The sequence below is a fragment of the Parablautia muri genome, assembly GCF_009917485.1.
GTDB lineage: Bacteria > Bacillota > Clostridia > Lachnospirales > Lachnospiraceae > Suilimivivens > Suilimivivens muri.
The window spans coordinates 1-23,025 of record NZ_QZDT01000024.1; the positions used below are offsets into that span (position 1 = coordinate 1).

Consider the following 23,025-nt stretch of genomic DNA (forward strand, 5'->3'; position numbering starts at 1 on the left):
TCGACATACAATCACCTCGTCATGTTTATACCTCCATCATAAAACATGACGATGAGTTAATCAAGTGCAAAATGGTGGTTTTATCAATAAAATTCAGGGAATTCGGCTAAGTGTGGCGAAAATTCATCGTCACGTTTTCGAGAATCCGGGTTGACTCTTACCGAATGGGATTTCCGCCCATTAAACACTATACCCTTTGCTGGGCGCACGCTAACCATCAGACATTGCCAATTTATTGGTAAAATACCTCTCAGTCCTGCATCCACTGCCGTCACCCCATCCATAAGGAACCAAACAGGGCAATAATCTTTCCTTGGGCTATGCTCTCCACTTCCGTTACAAAAAGCTTCATCTTTGACTCCCAAGCACCTCTGCCCCATTGCGGGACATCCTAGTCCAAACGCCTTTGCATCTATTAACAGATCTGCAGACGATCTTCCTACCTGAAGCACTTCTGCCTACCTGCCTGTTTCCATAATACCCTGTCCGATGGCTTCTTCCCTGTCATCGCTCCTTAACAATATTTAATGTATCTTTTTCCCCAGCTCGTAGGCTTCTTTGAGCTCCGGTTTCCCTTCAATATCGCCCACTGCCATATTCCCTCCGGCCAGGACATGACCAAGATTTTCCCATTGTAAATGCTCCATCAGATGGTCATAGTATAGCACTACATCCTCAAAACCACTGCCTTCCGCAGCCATCAACAGGGCAGAAGTTCTTCCATTCCCACGTAGAAGATTGCCGTCTCCTTCCTCTAATGCAAAGAGCCGGTCTACAGCCGTCCGGAGCTGCCCGCTCATATTCCAGTAATACAGCGGCGTGGCAAGCACCACAACATCACATTCCTTTATCGCCGGGTAAATCCGGCTCATATCATCCTTCTGTACACAGGGGCATTCCCTGCTGCTTTTGCCCCCAAAGCATCCCAGACATCCATGGATATCCATACTGTTAAGGAAAAACTCCGTAACTGTGTTGCCCGCGCTTTCCGCACCTTTTGTAAACTCCCTGACTAAGGCAGATGTATTTCCTGCCTTGCGTGGACTTCCGTTTAACACCACTATTTTTTTACCCATATTTCCACTCTCCCTCCTGTTAAAATTTTTCTGCCAATGCAGCCGCCTGACTGCACCCATCAGTTTTTTCGATATCTCCGGTACTCAAAACACCCGGGACAAGTACCTCCCCCACCATTTTCCATTTCAGCAGTGCAGCCGAACGCTCCACAGGAATGCGGACACCATCCATAACAGACATATCATCTTCTTCACAACAGGTTATCAGTGCACACTCTTTCCCTGCCACCTCCTTGCCGGCAACGCAGAAAGAAAACAGCCTGTCAATGACACCCTTGATCTGTGCCGGAATGGAATACCAGTAAACAGGCATTGTAAATACAACTGCATCCGCCTCCATGATTGCCGGTGCAACAGCATTAAAGTCATCATCAAAAGAACATGCCTTTCCTGTCTTAAAGCAGGTTTCACATGCATGACACCCACCCACGTTTTTCATTGCGGCATCAAACCGGGTAACCGTATGCCCTTTCTCCTCGGCTGCTTTGATAAATGCGTCTGTCATAGCAAAGCTGTTCCCATTTTTACGCGGACTTCCTGTAATAACAACAATTTTTTTACTCATAATTAACATCCTCCTCTTTTTTCCGCAGGATTGGCTTTTCCTGCTTTTGATATTATAACTATAGCAAGAATATAATATAAAACAAGTACGCACCTTTAGGTGTGTTACTTGTATTTAAGTTATATACTTACTTAAAAGAAAGTGTAAAAATGGATGAACGCTGTATATCAGAGGCGTGTTTGGGAACAATTGGATTCAGCTATACATTTTACCCAAACTGAACTTTTGGGCAGAAGTCGGAGGTTTGCCAAATTGTGTCCATCCATCCCATCGTCCCTCTATCATCAGTATCAAAGAGCTCAAAAAAAAGGGCTCACCACCCACTATGATGAAACCCCATCAAGCCCAAAATCCCTGGCTGAAAGCCCTGCTTTCAGCCTTTTCAGGCCATTTTCTTATCCTTTCGACAACTTCCGATTTTCGCTAAAACCTCTTGCCCTTTGTGCGGAATCCGCTGTAGAATGAAGTCCGACTGTTAACCGGCCGTGCAAATAAAGACAATCAGTAGTTATGAATCAAATTTTCCAAAAGGAAATTCCGCAAGGCTTTTTGCCGTGTGTATGATTTACCCGGCCTCATGCTTAACATAAGAGTAAACCGTTAAAAATAGAAACAGTGGAATTTCAATTATATATGCGCCAAGCATGACATGAGGGAGCCATATTGAAATAGTTCCGATATTCCAAAAGTCAAAATCAATGGCGGCGTACAAAACACTGGTTTGCAATCCATTGCCGCCTGCCGGAAGAATGCTGTAAATCCAACTGCCGATTTCGGCAGGCAGAAGCATATAAATGATGGTGGGCAAAATGCAAAACAAAAGGGCTGCGGAGAGAGATGCAGTTAAATTTTTAAACCTTGAAGAAAGGAACAATGTAAAACTTACGTTTGATAATATGCAAACCAATCCGAAAATAGCGATAAAACACTGTAATTGTCCGATATTCATGTTTGGCAGATTTACAATAGAATACAGCATTTGAATAGAAGTTTTGGTACATTCCCAGCCCCATAAGTTATTGGATACAGTGATATAAATGACAGCACAGAGGGTGAAGGTGATTCCGGTGATGAAAAGCATGGATATCATTTTAGTAACAGCGAATTTTATTTTTCCGCATTTGGTACAGCGCAATATATCATCGGCCCCGGTTTGATAGTCGGAAGTAAAAACAGGCGCAGCGATTATGGCGCAGAAAAGAAGAACTAAAAACGCAAGGATAATCTGATAATCCATCGCATCCGTGCTATAGCCCGGGAAAAACAAATATGGCTTTTCAACCTTCTCATACATAGTTACCGCCGCTTTTTGTGCCGCGGGATGTTTCTCCTGCTCCATTTGCATCAAAGAAACCAGGCGCTCCCTGCAGACCTCATAGTAACGATCCACTTCTTGCGGCGCGATTTCCATAATGGAAGGGGCAATTCCGGTGCTGCGGTCAGCAAAAGCTTCTCTGATTCCATGTAAAAGAGGGGCGTATGGAAATATTTCCGATTGATAGACGCCCTCCGGCAAATCATAGGAATTTTCCACGCCGTATTTTGTCAGGCAGGCCTGGTAACTTTCAACCGCCTGCCGTACTTTTTGCGGGGTAACGCTGCCGGCTATATCTGCCTGCAGCTTTTTTTCGTATGCAATGGACGCAAGTCCGGTGAGCTTAACGGTATCTCCGTTTGCATCGGTGTAACTGTTATATGAAAAAGTGATAGGCAGATAGGCCATAACAAAAGAAAGTCCCAAAGCTAAAAACAGAAGGACAAGAGTTGCCCTGGTCTTTAAGATTCGTTTTATTTCCAACTTGAATAAACGCATATAATACCTCCGATCATCATCTTTGCTTTTCTTTGGTTAATCATTTTTTCCCGAAAAAGTTTTCTTTGAAACTGTATCCGTGGGAAACAGCCACAAATACAAATCTTCTAAATGCGGTGATACAGGCAGAGAATCCTCTGTAAAAGGCCGCCCAGCCAGATAACGGATGGCTATTTGTCCGTTATCTTCATTACGGATATTTACAATTTGAAGTTTCTGTTCATATTCCGGCAGGCGGTTCATGGGGATACGGGCGGACCATACTTTGCCCTCAACCAGTTTTACCAACTCCTCCGTGGTTCCCTTTGCAAGCAGTTTTCCTTCTTTCATGACAGCATTTTGTGTTGCGATATATTCAACATCGGAAACAATATGGGTTGAAATCAAAACAATACGGTCATGGGCAAATTCGGAAAGCAGATTGCGGAAACGCACCCTTTCCCCAGGGTCAAGCCCGCTGGTAGGCTCGTCTAAAATTAAAACCTCCGGTTCATTTAGTAATGCCTGTGCAATTCCCACCCTGCGCTTCATTCCACCGGATAATTTTGTAATTTTTTTGTTTTTAACATGGGATAAGGTCATTTGCTCAAGAAGCTCGTTTATTTTCCGCTTACTGTCCTTTGGGGTAAGGCCTTTTAAAACCGCTATATATTCCAGATAATCTTTTACCGTAAATTCAGGATAAAAACCAAATTCCTGCGGAAGATACCCGAATACATCCCGAAAACTTTCTTTCAGTTCATGAATTGGAATGCCATCATATAAGATTTGTCCTGAGGTAGGTTTCATAATACCTGCAATCATTCGCATAAGGGTGGTCTTCCCGGCGCCATTGGCCCCTAAAAGCCCCCATACGCCAGGTGTGATTTGCAAAGTAATATCATTTACCGCCGTTAAATCTTTGAACTGTTTCGAAATATGCTTAATGTATAATTCCATAATGATTGTCCTTTCTTATCTGATTAAGAGATCTGCATTTCCGTATAGTGTGAGTAATAGATAATATAGTGGAACTGCTGTATGCAGAAAGCAAGCAAAAGCGCGCATAACAGAAGCCAGCCCGGGGAAAAAGACTGCCGAAACAAAAGCGCATGCTGTTTGGGAATGGCAGAAAACAGTAAAAGGGTGCATATCCCCATGCTACCAGCCAGAAAATGTTTTGGGGTAAAATGCCCAAGCATAAACAGGCAGACGCCGCATACGAAAAGAAACGGAAAGCCCAAATATAAAACTGTGCTGCCAATCCCTAAGGATGTTTTGAAGATGGCAGCTAAGAAAATACCGCTTAACATGAAAATATTTCCGAATCCGATTACAAGGAGTCTTGCAATCAACAGTTTTACAGATGAAAAACGGGATGCGGCTTCAATTTCCTGCATGTGATAACGGGCCGAACGATAAAGAAACGGTATGGCCGTCATCAAAAGCAAAACCGAAAAACAAAACAGCAGTTTTGCCATATACTGCGGATGAACCGCATTATGGAAAAAATGGGAGAATGCGTAAAGGACAGCTAATAAAATGCCCCCTTGTATGCTCCAGATTTTCCAGCCGGTAAATTTGATTTGCAGGAACAAAAAGTGTGTAAATGAAATGCGGACCCTGGATTGCTTTTGGCAGGCCTGGTTTCTGGCGAGCAAAAGCGTTTTTCCGAAATGGTTTTCGTCTGGCCGAAAGGGGGACTGGTGCAGCGCCTTTGTTAAGCGCTTTTTGAAATTTTGCTTTTTCACAGTGAAGCTCCTTGCATAATGTATTTAGGTTGTTTAAGGGATACCTATAAACCCTGATATCTGTTTCTTTACATCTTCTTCTCTATATATAATCTTTTTTGAGTTTCCTTAACGCGGAACGTAATCTTGACTGAACGGTTCGCAGCGGCATACTTGTCGCTTTTGCGATTTCGCGCAAGGTAAGATCCTGACCAAATCTTAAAAGAACAATTTCCTGTAAATCTGACGGCAAACTGCTAACAAGCTGTTTTAGCGCCATATCTGATTGAACACTCTCAAACCCCGGTTCGGAATAGGCAAAATCAATTTGCAATTCTTCTAAAGACACATCCTCATGTCCCTTTTTTCGCCACATATCCCTACAGGTATTTGCAGCCACCTGATATAAAAACGGTTTGAATTTGCCTTTGTGGGTATAGCGGTCAAAATAGCGTATGACTTTCAAAAATGTTTCCTGTGCCGCATCCTCTGCAAGAGAACGGTTTGGAGCGTGCCAAAAGCAATAACGCAGAATTTCAGGGTAGAATATTCCTATCAATTCATCAACTGCCCTTGTATCTCCCTGTCCGATTCTTTGCAACAATTCATCTTCACGTGTCAAGATTATTCCTCCTAAGGGTGTCCCCCTCATAAGTATATAACGAAGCACAGGCCTTCCAATGATTTCATATTTTGATATTTTTGGTGTTTTTAGTAGAAAATTTTTTTAGATTTTAGATGCTGCGAAGCAGCACATAGAAGTTGTGGAGAAAATTTGCAGCAGTGAAGCTGAAGGCCTCACTGCTGCCGGTTCAATTACTTTTGTGAATATACATTCTTGACAGTGTAGGTTCCCCATCGCCTTGTACCATGCAAAAAAATTCCCATCCATAGCGTTCATAAAAAGAAGTATGATCTGTTAAAAGATACAGCGTATCAATTCCTTTTTCCTTCATATCAGCGCATGCATAATACAATAAGGTACCGGCTACCCCATTGCACCGTTTATCTTTCTCCGTATAAACTGCGCATACATTAGGTGTCAGGTCTTTTCTGTCATGAAAATCATTTTCTATAACGCCTAACCCGCCAATGATTCTTTCCTGATCCATAGCCAGATACCATTGCGGAACAGGATTTCGTTTCCACAGACATTCTTCCATGCTTTCCTTATAGGCATCCAAAGGAATACCCCATTTTTCATGAAACCATTGTGCTGCTTGCTCTTTGAGCCCAGGTTTATCTGTTAACCGTATGATACTATAATCCATAAAAAATTTACCTTCCATATTATTAAAACGAACCGGGGCGCGAAAGATAACATCCTCATACCCTCTAAAGTGACTGGTCAACATTTAATTTAGCATATACATACGTATCTTTCCAAATCTTTTCAAACACCAAATCTTTTGCTTTTGATACCCAAAAAGGACAAATCATTTTAGTCTTTGAACTTCATTTGCCCCGAATCTGAACTTTTTAATAGACAGGCTCGCCGTACAGCAATACAAATGCTGCATAGCACTCCATTCACAATCATGAATAATATTGCCGCGATCTGTGTTTTCTCTTGTTGTTCTTCCGTTGGTATCATCTCAAAAGAACCCCTCTGATACCAAAACACTGCGAAGACAAAACCAAGTAAAAAAATCACAATTAATATACTGCAGATAAACCGAATTATTTTAGCTTTTCGAATCATTTAATATTTCCTTCTGCTCTTTAGTTCTTCATACAGCATCTTATAATTCTCATAGCGCACTCTGCTCACCGCTCCTTCTGCAAGGGCTCTTTTTACACCGCACATCGGTTCACTGATATGAGAGCATCCCCCAAACCTGCATTCTTCCTCATAAGCTACAAATTCCGGATAGCACTCTTTTAATTCTTCCTTTTCCATATCCATAAGATTTAATGAGGTAAAACCGGGCGTATCCATGATAAAGGTATCATCCGAAAGGGCAAACAGCTGTGCATGTCTGGTCGTGTGCTTTCCCCGCCCTATCTTTCGGCTGATTTCCCCGGTCTCCATATTGGCCTCCGGGCAAAGACTGTTGATAATGGTTGACTTTCCCACTCCACTTGGCCCTGCCACCACTGTAGTCCTGCCCTGCAGGCATTCCCTGATTTCTTCCATCCCCTCTTTTGCAGCTCCGCTTACGAACAAAACCTGGTACCCACATTCTCCGTAAGCATCCTTAAGCTCCGCAAGTTCCTTATCCCCAGCTATATCCCTTTTATTAAAGCAGATAATAGAAGGCAGTCCTTGTTTCTCCATTGTAATCAAAAAGCGGTCTAATAAATTGTAGTTGGGGTCCGGTCTTGTCATGGCAAAAATCACCAGCGCCTGATCTATATTAGCAGAAGCCGGGCGTATCAGCGCATTGTTCCTTGGTATAATACCAATGATATTCCCAACCAGCTCATTCTCATCTACCAGCTCTATTTTCACATTATCGCCAACCAAAGGCTTTATTTTTTCTTTTCTGAATATTCCCTTTGCTTTACACTCCACCAGCCCAAGAACAGTGTGCACATAATAAAAGCCTGCAATTCCCTTTACGATCTTCCCCTGTATCATTTCCAATCTACTCCTGGATAAACTGTATCGGGCGTCTCACCTCTTTATTTTCAGTACTTCCCTCCACTGTCGCTACTGACCCGTCCTCATTGGTAACGCTGGTTGCTTCAATGGTATTTACATACTGGAACAGTATATACCCCGTTTCGCATTTGATCCCCGTTATATTTTGCTGCTGAACAGGGAATGATGCTGTCTGGGTGCTAAAAAGCTGGGTTCCGTCATCAGCCATCAGCGTCACTGTAACGGTAGTACCTGCCTGATAATGAGGGTCTTCCTCCGGCGTGGGAGCTGAAATACTCTCCAAAAACATAAACATAGCCTGTGCCGGCCCTATGCTAATACTGATGTCCACCGTAGTTCCGGCATCTACATAGGTACCTACCGAATAGCTCTGGTAGCATACCAGCCCTGACAAATTCGGATCCTCGTGGTTGACCTCAGATACAACCCCAAGTGTAAGTCCATTTTCTACCAGGATAGCCATAGCCTCCTCTTCGCTTTTTGCCATCAAATCCGGCACTTGGATTTTGGCTGTTTCTTCCCCCTGGCTAATGCGGATGGTCACTGCCGTACCGCTTGGCGCCTTGGAGCCTGCTGCCGGTGACTGGGTGATGATATTTCCTGCCTTTATATACGCATCATATCCTTCCGTCTTGTTGACCACAAATCCCTTATTACTCAAAGTAGCAACGCCTTCTGCCTCTGTCATTCCTACAACATCAGGTATCTCCACACCCTCTGAGCCGGCGCTGACTGTTAAGACTACGTTGGTACCTTCTAAAACCTTGGTTCCCGGTTTCACACTTGTACGCATAACAATTCCCTGCTCGTACTCAGTGCTCTCCTCATATTCTATTTCCGGGGTCAGCCTAAGCTCTAGCAATGCCACCTTCACATCATCTACGTTCTGACCCACCACTTCTATCATTTCAACTTCTTCCTTGGGTTCCTCCTCCTGCTGCTCCGTCTTTTCTTCCCCAAGACCAAAAAGCTCAAAATCAAACAATCCCACGGCTCTCCCTACCAGGAAAAGTACAATACATCCTACAAGGATAGCCGCTATGACAGCTAGAACTGTGGTAAGTCGCTCCATTTTCGGATCGTAATCATCCTCCTCTACTTCCTCGTCCTCATCTTCTTCCTCATCTTCTTCCTCATAATACTCATATTCTGTTTCGTCTATGTCATCTTCTTCCTCGTCTTCCTCATCTTCTTCCTCAATCACGTACTTTTTCTTCAAGGATCTTTTTACATCCGCTTCTGTTCTAAGATGCATCGCTTCCTCTAAGCTGTCTCTGTGCCTGACCTGTCTTTTGATATTTTCCATTTCCCTGCCGCTGAAATGTTTGGTGGCGCCCTCCTCGTCAGGGTTTACCACCTTCACAAAATCCTCATCCGGCGTCATCAGGGAACGCTTTAAATCTGCAATCAGCTCGCCCATGGACTGGTATCTTCTATCCGGGCTTTTTTGACAGCATTTAAACACAATCTGCTCCACACTGACCGGAATTTCAGAAATATATTCACGAGGGGAAGGCATCTCCTCCTGAATATGCTTAATTGCAATGGCAACAGTTGTATCTCCATTAAAAGGCACTCTGCCGGTAAGCATCTCGAACATAGTGATACCAAGAGAATAAATATCACTTTTTTCGTCAGAATAACCGCCTCTTGCCTGCTCTGGAGATGTATAATGGACTGAGCCCATCACATTAGAGGTTATGGTATTGCTGGTGGCTGCCTTGGCAATGCCAAAGTCAGTGACCTTTACCTTTCCCTCCTTGGAAATAATAATATTCTGAGGTTTGATATCTCTGTGAATAATATGATTGTTATGGGCCGCCTCAATTCCCATACACACCTGAATGGCAATGCTGACAGCCTCCTTTACAGACAGCCTTGCCTTTTTCTCAATATATTTTTTCAGGGTAATTCCCTCTACCAGTTCCATAACAATAAAGTAGATTCCATTTTCTTCCCCTACATCATATACATTTACAATATTGGGATGCGCAAGCCCTGCTGCTGCCTGGGCCTCAACTCTGAATTTAGATACAAAATTTGCATTTTCACTGAACTCCTGCTTTAATACCTTTACGGCTACAAGCCTGTTCAGTTTATGATCCTTTGCCTTGTACACATCTGACATACCGCCTGTGCCGATTTTTTCCAGTATTTCGTATCTATCTCCGATTATCATTCCTATTTTTATCATAATTACCTCTTAAATATATTTACCTCTAATCTTATCATTCTTTAGCGAATATACGGTCTTTTAAGCTTTTCGCAGCAATTCAAGTATGTCAAACCGTTATGTTTTTACGCAAATGCATTGATTAATATCACTGCAATATTATCTTTTCCGCCATTGTTATTGGCCGCCTCTACCAGCTTCTTTGCCTTCTCCTCAAGGGAAAGCCTCTCTTTCATAATACTTTCAATTTCTTTATCCTCAAGCATATTGGTTAAACCATCAGAACACATAAGCACTATGTCCCCTGGCTTAAGCTCCTCATGAAAAAAGTCAATCTCCACCGTATCAAGCGCACCAATAGCCCTGGTGATAATGTTCTTATCCGGATGATTCCGGGCCGCTTCCCGGTCAATGGTTCCTATCCGTATCATTTCCTCTACCAGAGAATGGTCACGGGTAATCTGTCTGATTTCATCGTTTACAATATAAAGCCTGCTGTCACCCACATTCGCCACCTGCAGATAATGTCCTAAACAGGTTGCCGCAACCACTGTGGTTCCCATACCATAAAGACTTAAATCCTCCTTCGCCTTACGCCTGATCTGATCATTGGCAATACGGATAGCCTTTCCAATTATCCGTACCGGATTTTTTTCAAAGCATCCCCTGATTTCCCTTATCATGGTTTCCGCTGCGCATTTGGAGGCATAGTCTCCCGCATTGTGCCCACCCATACCATCGGCCACAATAAAAACATTAGGAAGGTTCCCTACCGGCGCCTCCGATACATACACAAAATCCTGGTTCAGTTTTCTCTTTTTTCCTATATCCGTCACAGAAAAGGATCGTAACACGGTTTTTCCTCCTACTGTAATGCCATTTGCCTTTTCCTTAATTGTCCGCAGGCACCGTCAATATCTCTTCCCATTTCCCTTCTAATAGTAACATTAATTCCATTTTTTTCAAGTTTATTTTTAAACGCAGCAATGTAAAGTGCTTCCGGCTGCGTGAAATTCCGCTCTTTTACGGGGTTTACCGGTATTAAATTCACATGACAATTTAAGTCCTTTAAAAGCCTTGCAAGAGCCTCCGCATCCTCGTCCCCGTCATTGACACCCCCTACCAGCGCATACTCAAAGGTAATCCGCCGGCCTGTTTTTTCAAAATAATAAGCGCAGACTTCTATCAATTCTGCTATCGTATATTGATTGGCAATAGGCATCAGCTGCCTTCTCTTTTCATCTGTTGCACCGTGAAGGGACAGAGCAAGCGTTATCTGAAGCCCTTCCTTAGCCAACTGCCGCATCTGCGGCACCAGCCCGCAGGTGGATACAGTCACACTCCGCTGGCTGATATGTAAACCATTTTCATCCTTTAATAGTTCCAAAAATCGCAATAGATTATCATAATTATCAAGAGGCTCCCCACATCCCATAACCACTACATGAGAGACCCTCTCCTTCGTAAGTAAAGTGATAGCATAAATCTGGTCAAGCATCTCCGATGGGGTAAGGCACCGCTCTAACCCGCCTATGGTAGAAGCGCAGAAAGCGCAGCCCATACGGCATCCCACCTGAGAAGATATGCATACGCTGTTGCCGTGTTTATACCGCATCAAAACACTTTCCACCAACTTCCCATCTCCCAGCTCAAAAAGATACTTCCTGGTGCCGTCTATGGCTGACTTTTGCACACGCACCTGCTTTAAGGCAGTAAACTCATATTTTTCCGCACATTTTGTTCTTAAGGAAATCGGGAGATTACTCATTTCTTCAAAGCCCCTTACCAGCTTCTGATGCATCCACTGGTACATTTGTTTCGCCCGGAAGGGTTTTTCCCCCATCTGCTGCATTTCTTTTTTTAATTCTTCTAAAGTCAGTGACTTAATATCCTGCACCATTCAATCCGCCTTTCCATCTTCCTTTCGGCGCAGCCTTGCCAAAAAGAATCCATCTGTCTTGTGTATGCCCGGAAAGAGCTGCAGCATGCTGCTCCTCCCCTCCTCCTTAAGCGCATCTGGAAGAAATGGAGACAAATCCTCCGGTGTAAAAGGATAATGTTCCAAAAACCATTCCACCATATGTTCATTTTCATCAGGATTCATGGTACAGGTGCTGTAAAGCAGCACTCCGCCAGGCTTCACATACTGCCAGATGGTATCAAGTATTCTTCGCTGCAGGAGGATAAGCTCCTCTAAAGCCTCCTCCCTGGCCCTGTATTTGATATCCCTCTTTTTCCCCATACTTCCAAACCCGGAGCAGGGCAAGTCGGCTAAAACCAAATCAGCCCAGCCTCTCATCTCCTGATCGAACTGCCGGGCATCTGCCACCTGGGCTTCTATATTGGCATATCCCATTCTTCCTATATTATCTCTAATCAAAGATACCTTATACTCTGACAGGTCTCTGGCAATCACTTTTCCCGTGCCATTTAGCTTCTCCGCAATATGCATGGATTTTCCCCCAGGGGCCGCACACACATCCAGCACCATTTTTTCTTCAGGCGCTCCCCCATCTTCTTCCATAGTGCCCACTGCTGCCTCCGTCACCAGCATACTGCTCACATCCTGCACTGTAAAATACCCTTCCGCGAAGCCAGGCAAATTTCTGATTCCTTCCGCGCCCGAAATTTCATAAGCGTAAGACAGGTAAGGATGCTTTTTCAAATGAACTTTGGTCTTTTGCATTGCCGAAATCCAGCCCTCTTTTTCCTTCTCCCCAAGGGATTCCTTAAGCCGGACGCTCACCGGACGCTCCTGCAAAAGCCCTTCCAAGACACGCTGCGTTTTCTCTTGTCCATAAGCGTCAATCCACTTATAGACCAACCACTCCGGCATGGAATACTGAACAGAAAGATATTTTACTGCATCCTTATCCCTCTCCGGATAAGGAATCCGTTCTTTTTCCCTTTCAATATTCCGAAGCACACCGTTTACAAAACCAGATAAGCCCTTTAGCCCCCTTTTACCGGAAAGCTTTACCGCCTCGTTAATGACCGCGCTTGCAGGTATGCTTTCCATAAAAAGGAGCTGGTATACGCTCATGCGAAGCAGATTTCTTATCAGAGGCTTCATTTTTGACACAGGCACTTTTGAAAAAGTATCTAAAATATAATCTATTTGAATCAGCCGCTCTAAGGTGCCCTCCGTTACCCTTTTTACCAAGGACTTATCCCTTGGATCGCTATAATTATATTTATCAAGCACATCCCTGATTACCAGGTGGCTGTAAGAACCCTTTTCCAGAATTTCCATCAGCATATCAAGAATCAGTTCTCTTGTATTTCCCACTATCAATATCCTTTCCTGTCTAATCCCGTCTTCGGCTGTTGCTCAGGTAGAGCAGCCGCAAAAGTTGTAACAGGGATGAAGCCGCTGCCGCCACATAGGTAAGCGCGGCGGCACTCAACACGCGCCTGCAGCTATTTACTTCATCGCTGCCTAACATACCATAGTTTCCAAGCATCTTAAGAGCCCTTCCTGAGGCATTGAATTCTACCGGCAAGGTAACGATCTGAAACAGCACTGCAAAAGCAAATACCCATACACCAATTTGTGCCAGAGAAAAGTAACCTCCTCCCGGCAGCCTGAATCCAATCCCTAAAATCATTCCCAAAATCACTAACGGGAGGCCAAGCTTAGAACCGATATTCGCTGCCGGAACAAGCATAGAACGGATTTTAAGCGGAGCATACCCTTCCTTATGCTGAAGCGCATGACCGCATTCGTGGGCTGCCACTCCAATAGCCGCCACCGACTGGGAACCGTATACTGAATCTGACAGGCGCAGCACCTTATGGGCAGGGTCATAATGGTCCGTCAAGTTCCCTGCTATGTGCTGAATCTGTACATCATGAATACCGGATAACTGCAAAATTCTCTGTGCTGCCTCCGCTCCTGTCATGCCGCTGCGGGATCGCACTTTAGAATATTTCCTGTAAGTGCTGTTTACCCGGGAGCTTGCCGCAATGCACAAAACCGCACCAATGATAACTAAAATATAAGTCGGATCATAAAACATATTTACCTCATTTCCGCGCTGCTTTCTTGCGCATAACAGAGTTTGTGGATGCAGCGCAGACGCAAACTCTTTGGTGTGAAAGGTTTCTCTTTCACTCTGCTTCCTGCTTTAGCCAAATTTTAAGCAAGCTTTAACCCAGGATCCACTTCATATCCCAAAAGAAATTCCTTCACGGTCATACGTCTTTTTCCCTCAAGCTGCAAAGCATAAATCCGCAAAAAGCCATCGCCTGTAACCACATCAAAAAAATCCTTCCCCACAAGGGCTACCTGCCCTGGCTCAGAAAATTCTTTCTGTAAAGGCGTGCCTTCCTCCTGTCCACTTACACGCTCATTTTCCTTTATCACATCTGCCTCCCAGATTTTTAAGGTTTTCCCTTTATAATGGGTGTAAGCGCTGGGCCATGGATTAAGCCCCCGTACCAACCGTTCTAGAGCTGCCGCATCCTTTTCCCAATTTATCAGTCCCATAGACTTATCCAGCTTGCTTGCATAGGAAGATAAAGCATCATCCTGTTTTTCCGGCGTAAGCTCTCCTCTCTCAATTTTAGGAAGGGCCTCTACAATCAACCTTGCTCCTGCTTCCATCAGCTTATCATGCAGAGTTTCTTCGGTCTCCTTTTCTTCTATCAAAACCTTTTCCTTCAAAAGCATGTCCCCGGTGTCTAGCCCTTTGGCCATCTGCATAATCGTAACCCCAGTGTGAGTCTCTCCATTGATAATCACCCAGGAAATAGGCGCTGCCCCACGGTAGGCGGGAAGCAGCGAAGCATGAATATTGATACATCCAAATCGGGGCATATGCAATATCTTCTCCGGCAGCAGCTGACCAAAAGCCGCAACCACAAAAATATCCGCCGGATAAAGAGAAAGCTGCCTTATGGAATCCTCCTCCCTTATTTTAACCGGCTGAAAAACCGATATACCATATTTCAAAGCACATTCTTTCACCGGACTCATCTTAACTTCCCTGCCCCTGCCCCTTTGCTTATCCGGCTGTGTAACCACCGCGCTTACCTGGTGTCCCGCCTTTATCATTGCCTCAAGAGGCCCCACCGCAAAATCCGGTGTTCCCATATATACAATCCTCATCTCAACCTCCATGATTCCGCTTTGCGGAATCTCAAATCGGTGCGGAGAATGCCCGTATTTTAGGCATTCTCCTGTGTGAGACTTAGTACTTCTCCACGAAACAGCCCCTGCTGTGAGTGGCTAGAAGTACTTCTCACACTAATCCCCATGCATATCGCAAGCCTGCTTGCGATACTGCTTAAATAGAAGATTGATAAAATCAGCCGCCAGGATGATTTTTCAATCTATTCTTCTTCTAAATCTTCCACATCCATCAAAGGGCCTTCCACCTTTTCCACATACAAGTGCCCTTCCAGATGCTCCAGCTCATGACAAATCGCTCTGGCAAGCAGCTCTGTTCCCTCTAGCTCAAAGGGCTGCAAATCTATATCATAAGCTTTTATCTTCACATAGTTGGGCCTGGTCACAATGCCAGTTTTTCCCGGAACGCTAAGGCATCCTTCATTTCCGCTCTGCTCTCCGCTGGATTCCAGAATCACAGGGTTAATCAGCATAATCGGATCTTCTCCTGTTACATCAATTGCCACAATCCGTTTTAAAACTCCTACCTGAGGCGCTGCCAGTCCCACACCCTCAGCTTCATACATAGTGTCAAACATATCGGCAATTAATTCCCTTGTCCGATCCGTTATTTCCTTTACCTCTTTACAGATTTTATTCAGAACCGGATCACCCATTTCTCTTATGTTTCTGATTGCCATTTTCCCTTCATTCCTTTCCTATGTTTTTAATCTGTCTAAACAATATATTTTACGGCTTCTAACAAACGCGCCGGCAGCACAGCTTAGCATATCTGTCTTGCAGGCACTCTCCAACGCATAAAAAGTTCGCTCAAAATCGATGTTTGCATTCTTCCCTCTTTAGCAGCTGTCTATTGGATTAAAATCAAACTGCACACTCTCCTGTTTTAGTGCCAGCGGCTGTACATACGCTTCTATTCTATCCTTTACGAATGTAAGTTGTCTATAGTCAAATGCCTTGCAATAAACCACATACCGGTAAATGTCGTTGATTTTTCCGATGGAAGCCTTGGCCGGGCCTATCGTTGGCACGTCCTCTTTGGCAAGCCTTGCAAGTTTTCCGGCCAGCGCTTCGCCTCGTTTTTCATCCAAGGCTAAGATGAGCACCGCCATCATATGAGCTGCCGGCGGATATCCCCCAAGTTTCCTGTAAAGAATCTCTTCCTCATAAAAAGCTTCATAATCCTGACTGGCAGCCCGGAGAATGCTGTAATGGTCGGGACGGTAGGTTTGTATCACCACTTCCCCCGGCTTTGTGCCCCGTCCTGCCCGCCCAGCTGCCTGGGCAAGAAGCTGGAAGGTCCTCTCACCAGAACGGTAGTTGCTGTCATTTAAAGACAAATCAGCCGCCAGCACCCCCACCAGCGTCACATTATGAAAATCATGTCCCTTAACAATCATCTGCGTACCCACCAGCACATCCGCCTCTCCACTGGAAAATGCAGTGAGAATCTTCTCATAGCTGTCTTTCGTGCGGGTTGTATCCCCATCCATCCGCAATACTCTGATACCGGGAAAGCTTTTGTAGAGCTGCTGCTCAATCTGCTGCGTTCCTGCCTTAAATCCCAGCAAATAAGGAGAACTGCAGGAAGGGCACTTATCCGGCTTTGCCATTTCATAACCGCAGTAATGGCAAACCACCTTGTTTCCCAAATGCTGGGATAAAGAAACATCGCAATGGGGACATTTCATCACATATCCGCAGGAGCGGCAGGATACAAACCCTGCATAGCCTCTCCTGTTTAAGAAAAGCATGGTCTGTTCGCCCCTGCTTTTCCTATCCTCAATCAACTCCTGTAACTTTCTGCTGAAAATAGAGCGGTTGCCGCTTCTTAATTCTTCCCGCAAATCTATAATCGAAACATGCGCCAGCTCCCCCCCTGTCAGTCTGCGGGTTAAGGTAAACAATTCATATTTTCCCTGCTTTGCCCTGTAATAGGCCTCCAAAGAAGGAGTTGCCGAGCCAAGTACCAGACTGGCATTTTTAAGACCGGCAAGATATTCGGCCGTCTCTCTTGCATGATAGCGGGGCATGGTCTCGCTTTTATAGCTACTCTCATGCTCCTCGTCCATGACAATCATTCCCAAATTAGGAAAAGGAACAAACAGTGCGGAGCGGGGGCCTATAATCACATCAATTTCTCCCTTTTTTGCCCTCTCACACTGGTCGAATTTTTCTCCTGGGGACAGACTGGAATTCATAACCGATACCCTGTCTCCAAACCGCTTATAAAACCGAAGCAGCGTTTGATACGTAAGGGCAATCTCCGGTATCAAAACAATACACTGCTTTCCCCGCCTTATCATACCATCAATTAAAGATAAATAAACCTCTGTTTTTCCACTTCCGGTAATTCCGTGAACCAAATAGGTTTTGCGTTTTCCTCCGTCAAAATCTGTAAGAACCTTATCACAAATGGCCGTCTGCTCCTTGCTTAGCCTTCTGCTGTGTTCTCTGTCTGTTTCGATTTTTACCGGATTTCTATAAAAGCTCTCGCTTTCTATTGCAAGCACCCCCTGCTCCTGCAGGCTCCTTAAGGTTGCAGGGGACACATTCAGCTTTCCGGTCACCAGCTCATAGGGCAGCACCTGTTCTTTGCATAGCTCCTCAAGTACCCTTGCTTTGGCGTTTTGGTGTTTTCTGATACACTCTCCCAGAACAGAGCGTGTTTCCTCCACCGTCAAAAGGCGGCGCAGCTTTCTTTTTTCCTTAAGCCTCATCGCCTTTTTTACAGGCAGCACCGTTTTCAGCGCTGCAATCATAGTAGAGCCATAGGTTTCCTTCATCCATGCCGCAAGCCGGATGGCATCTGTCTCCACCGATATACCCTGCATTACAATTTCCACAATCTCTTTTTGTTTTTCATCCGGAAATTCCGCCTGATCTGTTACCTCAATAACATATCCGCTTCTCAAATGGTTTCCCTTGCCAAATGGAATCTGCACGCACATTCCTGCCGCAATCTTTCCCCGCAGCTTTTCCGGTATTTTATATTGAAAGGGTCTGTCAACTTTTTCATGGGAAATATCCACAATAATATTTGCGTATCTGCCCTCTGTCATATCCGCCTTTCTTTTATCCGCGTTCTCCACGTTTCTCCTTCAGTATTTCTGCAATCAGAACTCTTTCATCCATGGGGTATTTGACCCCCTCGATTTCCTGATAATCTTCATGGCCCTTGCCTGCCAGCACAATAATATCTCCCGGCTGCCCGTGTGAAATGGCATAAGCAATGGCTTCCTTTCTGTCACAAATCTCTATATATTCACCGGTTGTCTTTTGAATCCCGATCTTAATATCTTCTATGATATCCTGCGGCTTTTCAAACCTGGGATTATCCGATGTAATAATTGTAAAGTCCGCATAGTTTCCACTGACCTCCCCCATCTCAAACCGGCGTATCTTAGAACGGTTTCCTCCGCAGCCAAAAACGCATACCAGTCTTGTAGGCTGATACTCCCTTAAAGTGCTTAAAAGACTTTTAAGGCTCATGGCATTGTGCGCATAATCAATCAGAAGCGTAAACTGATCGGACACCGGCACCATCTCAATTCTTCCTTTTACATGGGCTCCAAGCAGGGCTTTTTGAATCTGAGGTATTTCCACCTTAAAATGCCTGCATACCGCAATCGCTGTGAGTGCATTGTAAACACTAAACCGCCCTGGTGTAGGTACCTCAACCGAAAAATCACCCGGCCAGGGACTTTGGTTTTCTTTTTCCTTATCCAAATGGAATCGGTTAGCTCTCACCTGAAAGGCCACTCCCAGCTCTCCCGGCTTATTCACCAGCTTCAAATCCTGCGCATAAAGATCAATAGAAGGGTTCAGGCTTTCCTCCAATCGATTGCCACCTGCCATATGAACCGCCCATTCCTCTGCACCTGGTTCTATGGCTCCTAAGCCTATAGTTTCTAATCTGCAGGTATGCCCTTTTAACACCGCTTCCACATGCGCATCATCCCGATTTACAATTCCCAGCCTGCACTGCTGAAATAAAAGCCCCTTGCAGGCCTGATACTCTTCAAAATCCGCATGCTCATTGGGGCCAATATGGTCTGGCTCTAAATTTGTAAAAATACCTATCTCAAAGGTAAAGCCCTGGGTTCTGTGAAGTTTCAGCCCCTGAGAGGCCACTTCCATTACAACAATTTCACACCCTGCCTCCTCCATCTCCTTAAAATATTGCTGAAGCAAAAAGGATTCCGGCGTGGTATTGTTGGCCGGAATATGCTTATCTCCAATCATCGTCTCAATGGTTCCCACAAGCCCTACCCGGTAACCGGCCCGCTCTAAAATAGACTTTATTAAATAGGTAGTTGTGGTCTTTCCCTTGGTTCCCGTAATGCCGATCACCTTAAGGCGATCGGCAGGATGCCCAAAATAAGCCGCCGCAATAAAAGCCATAGCGTATCTGGTATCCTCCACCAAAATCACAGCAGTGTCACATGCATCCGGAAGATTCACCTCTTTTTGTACCACAATTGCCCCGGCGCCCTTACTGGCTGCCTCCGCGGCAAAACTATGCCCATCCACCTGATAACCGCAGATACAGATAAACATACAACCCTCTGTTATCTTCCTTGAGTCATATACAACTTCCGTTATCTTTTTATCCACACTTCCTCTTACGCATTTATAGGAAAGTTCCTCTAACAACTCCCTGCATTTCATAACCAGTTTCCGCCTCCAAACTATTTTTCCTTATATAAGAATATCATGATTGCATGGTTTTTTCAATCTACTAACTATTTTACCCTGTTTAGGTTAATATATGGCTATTTTCAGGACGTATGCTAAAAAGCGGCCATCTGTTTTCAATTTCTTTTGACGTGCTTAATTTTTTGTTTAGAGGATTTTAGACTTTTATCATAAATCGGACACATTTTAAACACATTTTACCATTATGATAAAACCTAAGATAGTTGAACAACTCACTATCTCCCCCCTCATAAGAATGCAAGGCCCCCGGCAATCCCGGGGGCCTTTGCATGTAAAGCCTATCAAGTACCGTCTCGCTTCACAAGCCAGCCAATGAACTATCAAAAGCTTTAATATCGTATTATCTTCACCTGTTCCATCAACTCCTCAGCCTTATCCATAGGAATCACCGCACTCTCTAATGTAGTGGCATTGGCCGCTGATATTCCCACACAGAATTTAAGAAGCTCCTCATTGCTCATTTCCTGCTTACAGGCCATTGCAAAAGCAGCTACCACACTGTCTCCACAGCCAACCGTATTAACAGCCTTCACCTCCGGCGCCTTTGCATACATAATTTCCCGATCGTTGATATACAGAAGGCCCTTTGCTCCCATGGAAACCATCACGTGATGAATGCCCCTTCCGCCGATTTGAAGGGCTGCACCTATGGCATCCTCTATTCTCTTGATCTTCCGTCCGGACAATATTTCAAGCTCCTTGATATTGGGCTTAACCATATAAGGGCAGGCATTGATACTTTCCTTCAAAAAAACACCGCTGCTGTCCAAAATAACTTTCTTCCCTTTATTTCTCGCCCGCAAAATCAAATCATGATAAACGGTGGCAGGAACCTGCTCCGGCGCGCTGCCTGAAAGTATCACCAAGTCGCTGTCAGCAATTCCCTGTTCGAAATCATGAAAAAATAAGCTTAATTCCTTTTCCCTTATATCCGGCCCGGGCTCTAAAAGCTCCGTTACATAACCATCCTGGGAAAGAATATTGATGTTGACTCTGGTCTCCCCATTTACATAGGTAAAAAAGCATTCAGCGCCAATTGATCTCACATAATCCTCTATGAATTTCCCTGTATAGCCCCCAAGAAATCCCAGCGCCCGTACATCATAGCCATATTGGCGGAGCACCTTCGATACATTAATCCCTTTTCCCCCTGCAATGTTTTTCACACTGTCAATTCGATTGACCTGTCCCTGAACCAATCTGGTCACAGTAAAGGTTTTATCTTCTGCCGGATTTAACGTCACAGTTGTTATCATATCCTCATCCCCTTTCTTTTTGTACATATTTGTAAAATCAGCCTTCATAACGTATCTAATAACACGCTGAATTTAAACATCCATTCACAACAACATAAATCCTGATTAAGTGATGATCGCCCTTTTTCTTCACGCTAACAGTAGTGCTGCATAACAATCTGTATGCTTTCCCTCCCGCCATAAGAATTTAAGTCCGGATAATAAGCCATACTGATTGTGATCTCCCCGGAAGGGATACCATCCGCATATAATCTTTCCACCGGCTTTCTTCCAAAACGTCCCATTAAAAACGCATCAAATTTTATCAAATCTCCAAAATAAATCATATCATAACGATTGTTATACTCATCCGCTATTTGGTATTTCCCAACATTTTTATTTTTCCCTATCTTTCTGCCAAAAAGAAGACTGATTCCTTTTCTTGCAAAAAGTGGTTTGGGATTTCCCACCCCAAAGGGCTCTAAAAGAGAAAGCTCATTTATAAAATTGCGGTCTGCACAGGCAAGGGGCATCGGGACATCAATATGTACAATTTCCTCAAAATCCTCTTCCGTCAATTTACAGCTTTCATTCAGCTTTTTTCTGAATAACTCTGCTGACTCCTCGTCCGGCAGGGAAAGCCCCGCTGCCATCTTATGTCCTCCAAACCGTGTGAAAAGCTCTTTGCAGGCGCTCATTTCCTCATACATATGATAAGCCTCTATGGAACGACCACTCCCCTTGATGCCTTCTTCTCCTTTTGTCAATACAAACGTGGGCTTTCCATACTTTTCTCTGATTCTTCCTGCAATAATGCCGGCAAGACTTTCATGACACTCCGGCAGATAAACCACCAGAATTTTATCCTGTATGTCCTCCCTTTCCACCAGCTCTATTGCCTTCTGTACCCCGTCTTCCGTCATCTGCTTGCGGCTCTCGTTCAAATTCTTTAAATCGCCTGCTATCGTTACCGCCTCTTTCCAGTCATCTGCCTCAAATAAAGAAAGGGCCCGCTTTGCCGTATCCAACCTTCCTGTTGCATTGATACAGGGACCAATGATAAAGCCGGCATGATAAGGGCTTAACGCTTTATCCTCTAATCCATTCACCATAAGAAGCGCCTTGAGTCCAATATTACTGGTGTTATTCATTCGGGCAAGTCCCTTCTTTACAATAATTCTGTTTTCATCTCTAAGCTCCATCACATCACAGACGGTTGCCAGGGCGCTAAAGACCAATATTTCATCTAAAATATTCCTGTATCTTCCTTCCTCCATCTGCGTTGGTTTGTTCCGTTCAAATAACACCTGTATCAGCTTAAAAGCCACCACTGCACCGCAAATCTGTTGAAAAGGATAGGCGCATCCCGGCTGCTTAGGGTCTACCACCGCATCAGCCTCCGGCAAAATATACCTGCGTTGTCCCTCTTTTTCTTCAAAGGGCACCTCATGATGGTCCGTTATCACCACCGTCATTCCCATCTTCTTTGCCATTTGTATCTGGGAGAACGCCGCTATGCCATTGTCACAGGTGATAATCGTATCAATGCCATCAGCCGCCGCTGCCTCAATCAGACTTTCATTCAGCCCATATCCATCCTTAATTCGGTGGGGAATGTCCGTATCGACCTTTCCGCCAAGCGCCCTGATGCCTGTCAGTAATATATGCGTGGAGCAAATACCGTCCACATCATAGTCCCCTATAATCCGTATAGGCTTTTCTTCCTGTATCTTACTTAAAATAATCTCCGCCGCCCGGGACATATCCTTCAGAAGAAGCGGATCATACAAATTTTCTATGTCACCGTGTAAATATCTGTGAATTTCTTCATCTCCTACGATATCCCTGTTTCGAAGGATTCTTGCCAATATAGGTGTAATCTGATATTTTTCTGCTATTTGATTAAAATCCGCCCGTTTAGCGGCCACCATCCATTTTGCCATCTTGATACCCCTTGCCTATCGCAAACATAGCTTTCGATATTGCCACCTGTAAAACT

20 protein-coding genes are annotated in these 23,025 nt (G+C 44.5%); all 20 read right to left on the minus strand.

What is annotated here, in order from left to right:
* Positions 1 to 83: 83 nt before the first annotated feature.
* The gene (locus D5281_RS14320; RefSeq protein ID WP_160560815.1) at positions 84 to 380 is read right to left on the minus strand and encodes a hypothetical protein; all 297 of its coding nucleotides are present in this window, start codon (positions 378 to 380) and stop codon (positions 84 to 86) included.
* Positions 381 to 524: 144 nt separating this feature from the next.
* Complete coding sequence (locus D5281_RS14325) at positions 525 to 1,076, minus strand: flavodoxin family protein (protein ID WP_160560816.1); 552 nt, start codon at positions 1,074 to 1,076, stop codon at positions 525 to 527.
* Positions 1,077 to 1,095: 19 nt separating this feature from the next.
* On the minus strand, positions 1,096 to 1,641 hold the full coding sequence (locus tag D5281_RS14330; RefSeq protein WP_160560817.1) for a flavodoxin family protein: 546 nt from the start codon (positions 1,639 to 1,641) through the stop codon (positions 1,096 to 1,098).
* Positions 1,642 to 2,206: 565 nt separating this feature from the next.
* Entirely contained in the window at positions 2,207 to 3,454 is a 1,248-nt protein-coding gene (locus D5281_RS14335) for an ABC transporter permease (RefSeq protein WP_160560818.1), read from the minus strand.
* Positions 3,455 to 3,490: 36 nt separating this feature from the next.
* The gene (locus D5281_RS14340) at positions 3,491 to 4,393 is read right to left on the minus strand and encodes an ABC transporter ATP-binding protein (RefSeq protein ID WP_160560819.1); all 903 of its coding nucleotides are present in this window, start codon (positions 4,391 to 4,393) and stop codon (positions 3,491 to 3,493) included.
* Between the two features lie 23 nt (positions 4,394 to 4,416).
* On the minus strand, positions 4,417 to 5,184 hold the full coding sequence (locus D5281_RS14345) for a hypothetical protein (RefSeq protein WP_160560820.1): 768 nt from the start codon (positions 5,182 to 5,184) through the stop codon (positions 4,417 to 4,419).
* Positions 5,185 to 5,266: 82 nt separating this feature from the next.
* On the minus strand, positions 5,267 to 5,785 hold the full coding sequence (locus D5281_RS14350) for an RNA polymerase sigma factor (RefSeq protein WP_160560821.1): 519 nt from the start codon (positions 5,783 to 5,785) through the stop codon (positions 5,267 to 5,269).
* A 190-nt stretch (positions 5,786 to 5,975) separates the two neighbouring features.
* Complete coding sequence (locus tag D5281_RS14355; RefSeq protein WP_160560822.1) at positions 5,976 to 6,434, minus strand: GNAT family N-acetyltransferase; 459 nt, start codon at positions 6,432 to 6,434, stop codon at positions 5,976 to 5,978.
* Positions 6,435 to 6,865: 431 nt separating this feature from the next.
* The gene (gene rsgA / locus D5281_RS14360) at positions 6,866 to 7,741 is read right to left on the minus strand and encodes a ribosome small subunit-dependent GTPase A (RefSeq protein WP_334296617.1); all 876 of its coding nucleotides are present in this window, start codon (positions 7,739 to 7,741) and stop codon (positions 6,866 to 6,868) included.
* Positions 7,742 to 7,751: 10 nt separating this feature from the next.
* Positions 7,752 to 9,962, minus strand: coding sequence for a Stk1 family PASTA domain-containing Ser/Thr kinase (gene pknB, locus D5281_RS14365; protein WP_160560824.1), 2,211 nt, complete (start codon positions 9,960 to 9,962; stop codon positions 7,752 to 7,754).
* A gap of 104 nt (positions 9,963 to 10,066) precedes the next feature.
* Complete coding sequence (locus tag D5281_RS14370; RefSeq protein ID WP_330585038.1) at positions 10,067 to 10,795, minus strand: Stp1/IreP family PP2C-type Ser/Thr phosphatase; 729 nt, start codon at positions 10,793 to 10,795, stop codon at positions 10,067 to 10,069.
* Positions 10,796 to 10,806: 11 nt separating this feature from the next.
* A complete protein-coding gene (gene rlmN / locus D5281_RS14375) occupies positions 10,807 to 11,841 on the minus strand; it encodes a 23S rRNA (adenine(2503)-C(2))-methyltransferase RlmN (RefSeq protein ID WP_160560825.1) in 1,035 nt (344 codons plus the stop codon).
* Positions 11,842 to 13,230, minus strand: a complete 1,389-nt coding sequence (rsmB, locus tag D5281_RS14380) for a 16S rRNA (cytosine(967)-C(5))-methyltransferase RsmB (protein ID WP_330585039.1) — start codon at positions 13,228 to 13,230, stop codon at positions 11,842 to 11,844. It lies immediately after the preceding gene.
* 19 nt (positions 13,231 to 13,249) lie between these two features.
* A complete protein-coding gene (locus D5281_RS14385; protein ID WP_160560827.1) occupies positions 13,250 to 13,960 on the minus strand; it encodes a zinc metallopeptidase in 711 nt (236 codons plus the stop codon).
* Positions 13,961 to 14,079: 119 nt separating this feature from the next.
* A complete protein-coding gene (gene fmt, locus D5281_RS14390) occupies positions 14,080 to 15,051 on the minus strand; it encodes a methionyl-tRNA formyltransferase (protein WP_160560828.1) in 972 nt (323 codons plus the stop codon).
* 224 nt (positions 15,052 to 15,275) lie between these two features.
* Entirely contained in the window at positions 15,276 to 15,752 is a 477-nt protein-coding gene (gene def / locus D5281_RS14395) for a peptide deformylase (protein WP_160560829.1), read from the minus strand.
* A 159-nt stretch (positions 15,753 to 15,911) separates the two neighbouring features.
* A complete protein-coding gene (priA, locus tag D5281_RS14400; RefSeq protein WP_160560870.1) occupies positions 15,912 to 18,134 on the minus strand; it encodes a replication restart helicase PriA in 2,223 nt (740 codons plus the stop codon).
* 13 nt (positions 18,135 to 18,147) lie between these two features.
* Positions 18,148 to 19,743, minus strand: coding sequence for a Mur ligase family protein (locus tag D5281_RS14405; protein WP_160560830.1), 1,596 nt, complete (start codon positions 19,741 to 19,743; stop codon positions 18,148 to 18,150).
* 377 nt (positions 19,744 to 20,120) lie between these two features.
* Positions 20,121 to 21,074, minus strand: coding sequence for a 1-phosphofructokinase (gene pfkB, locus D5281_RS14410; protein ID WP_277935374.1), 954 nt, complete (start codon positions 21,072 to 21,074; stop codon positions 20,121 to 20,123).
* A 107-nt stretch (positions 21,075 to 21,181) separates the two neighbouring features.
* Positions 21,182 to 22,969, minus strand: a complete 1,788-nt coding sequence (gene recJ / locus D5281_RS14415; protein WP_160560831.1) for a single-stranded-DNA-specific exonuclease RecJ — start codon at positions 22,967 to 22,969, stop codon at positions 21,182 to 21,184.
* Positions 22,970 to 23,025: the final 56 nt, after the last annotated feature.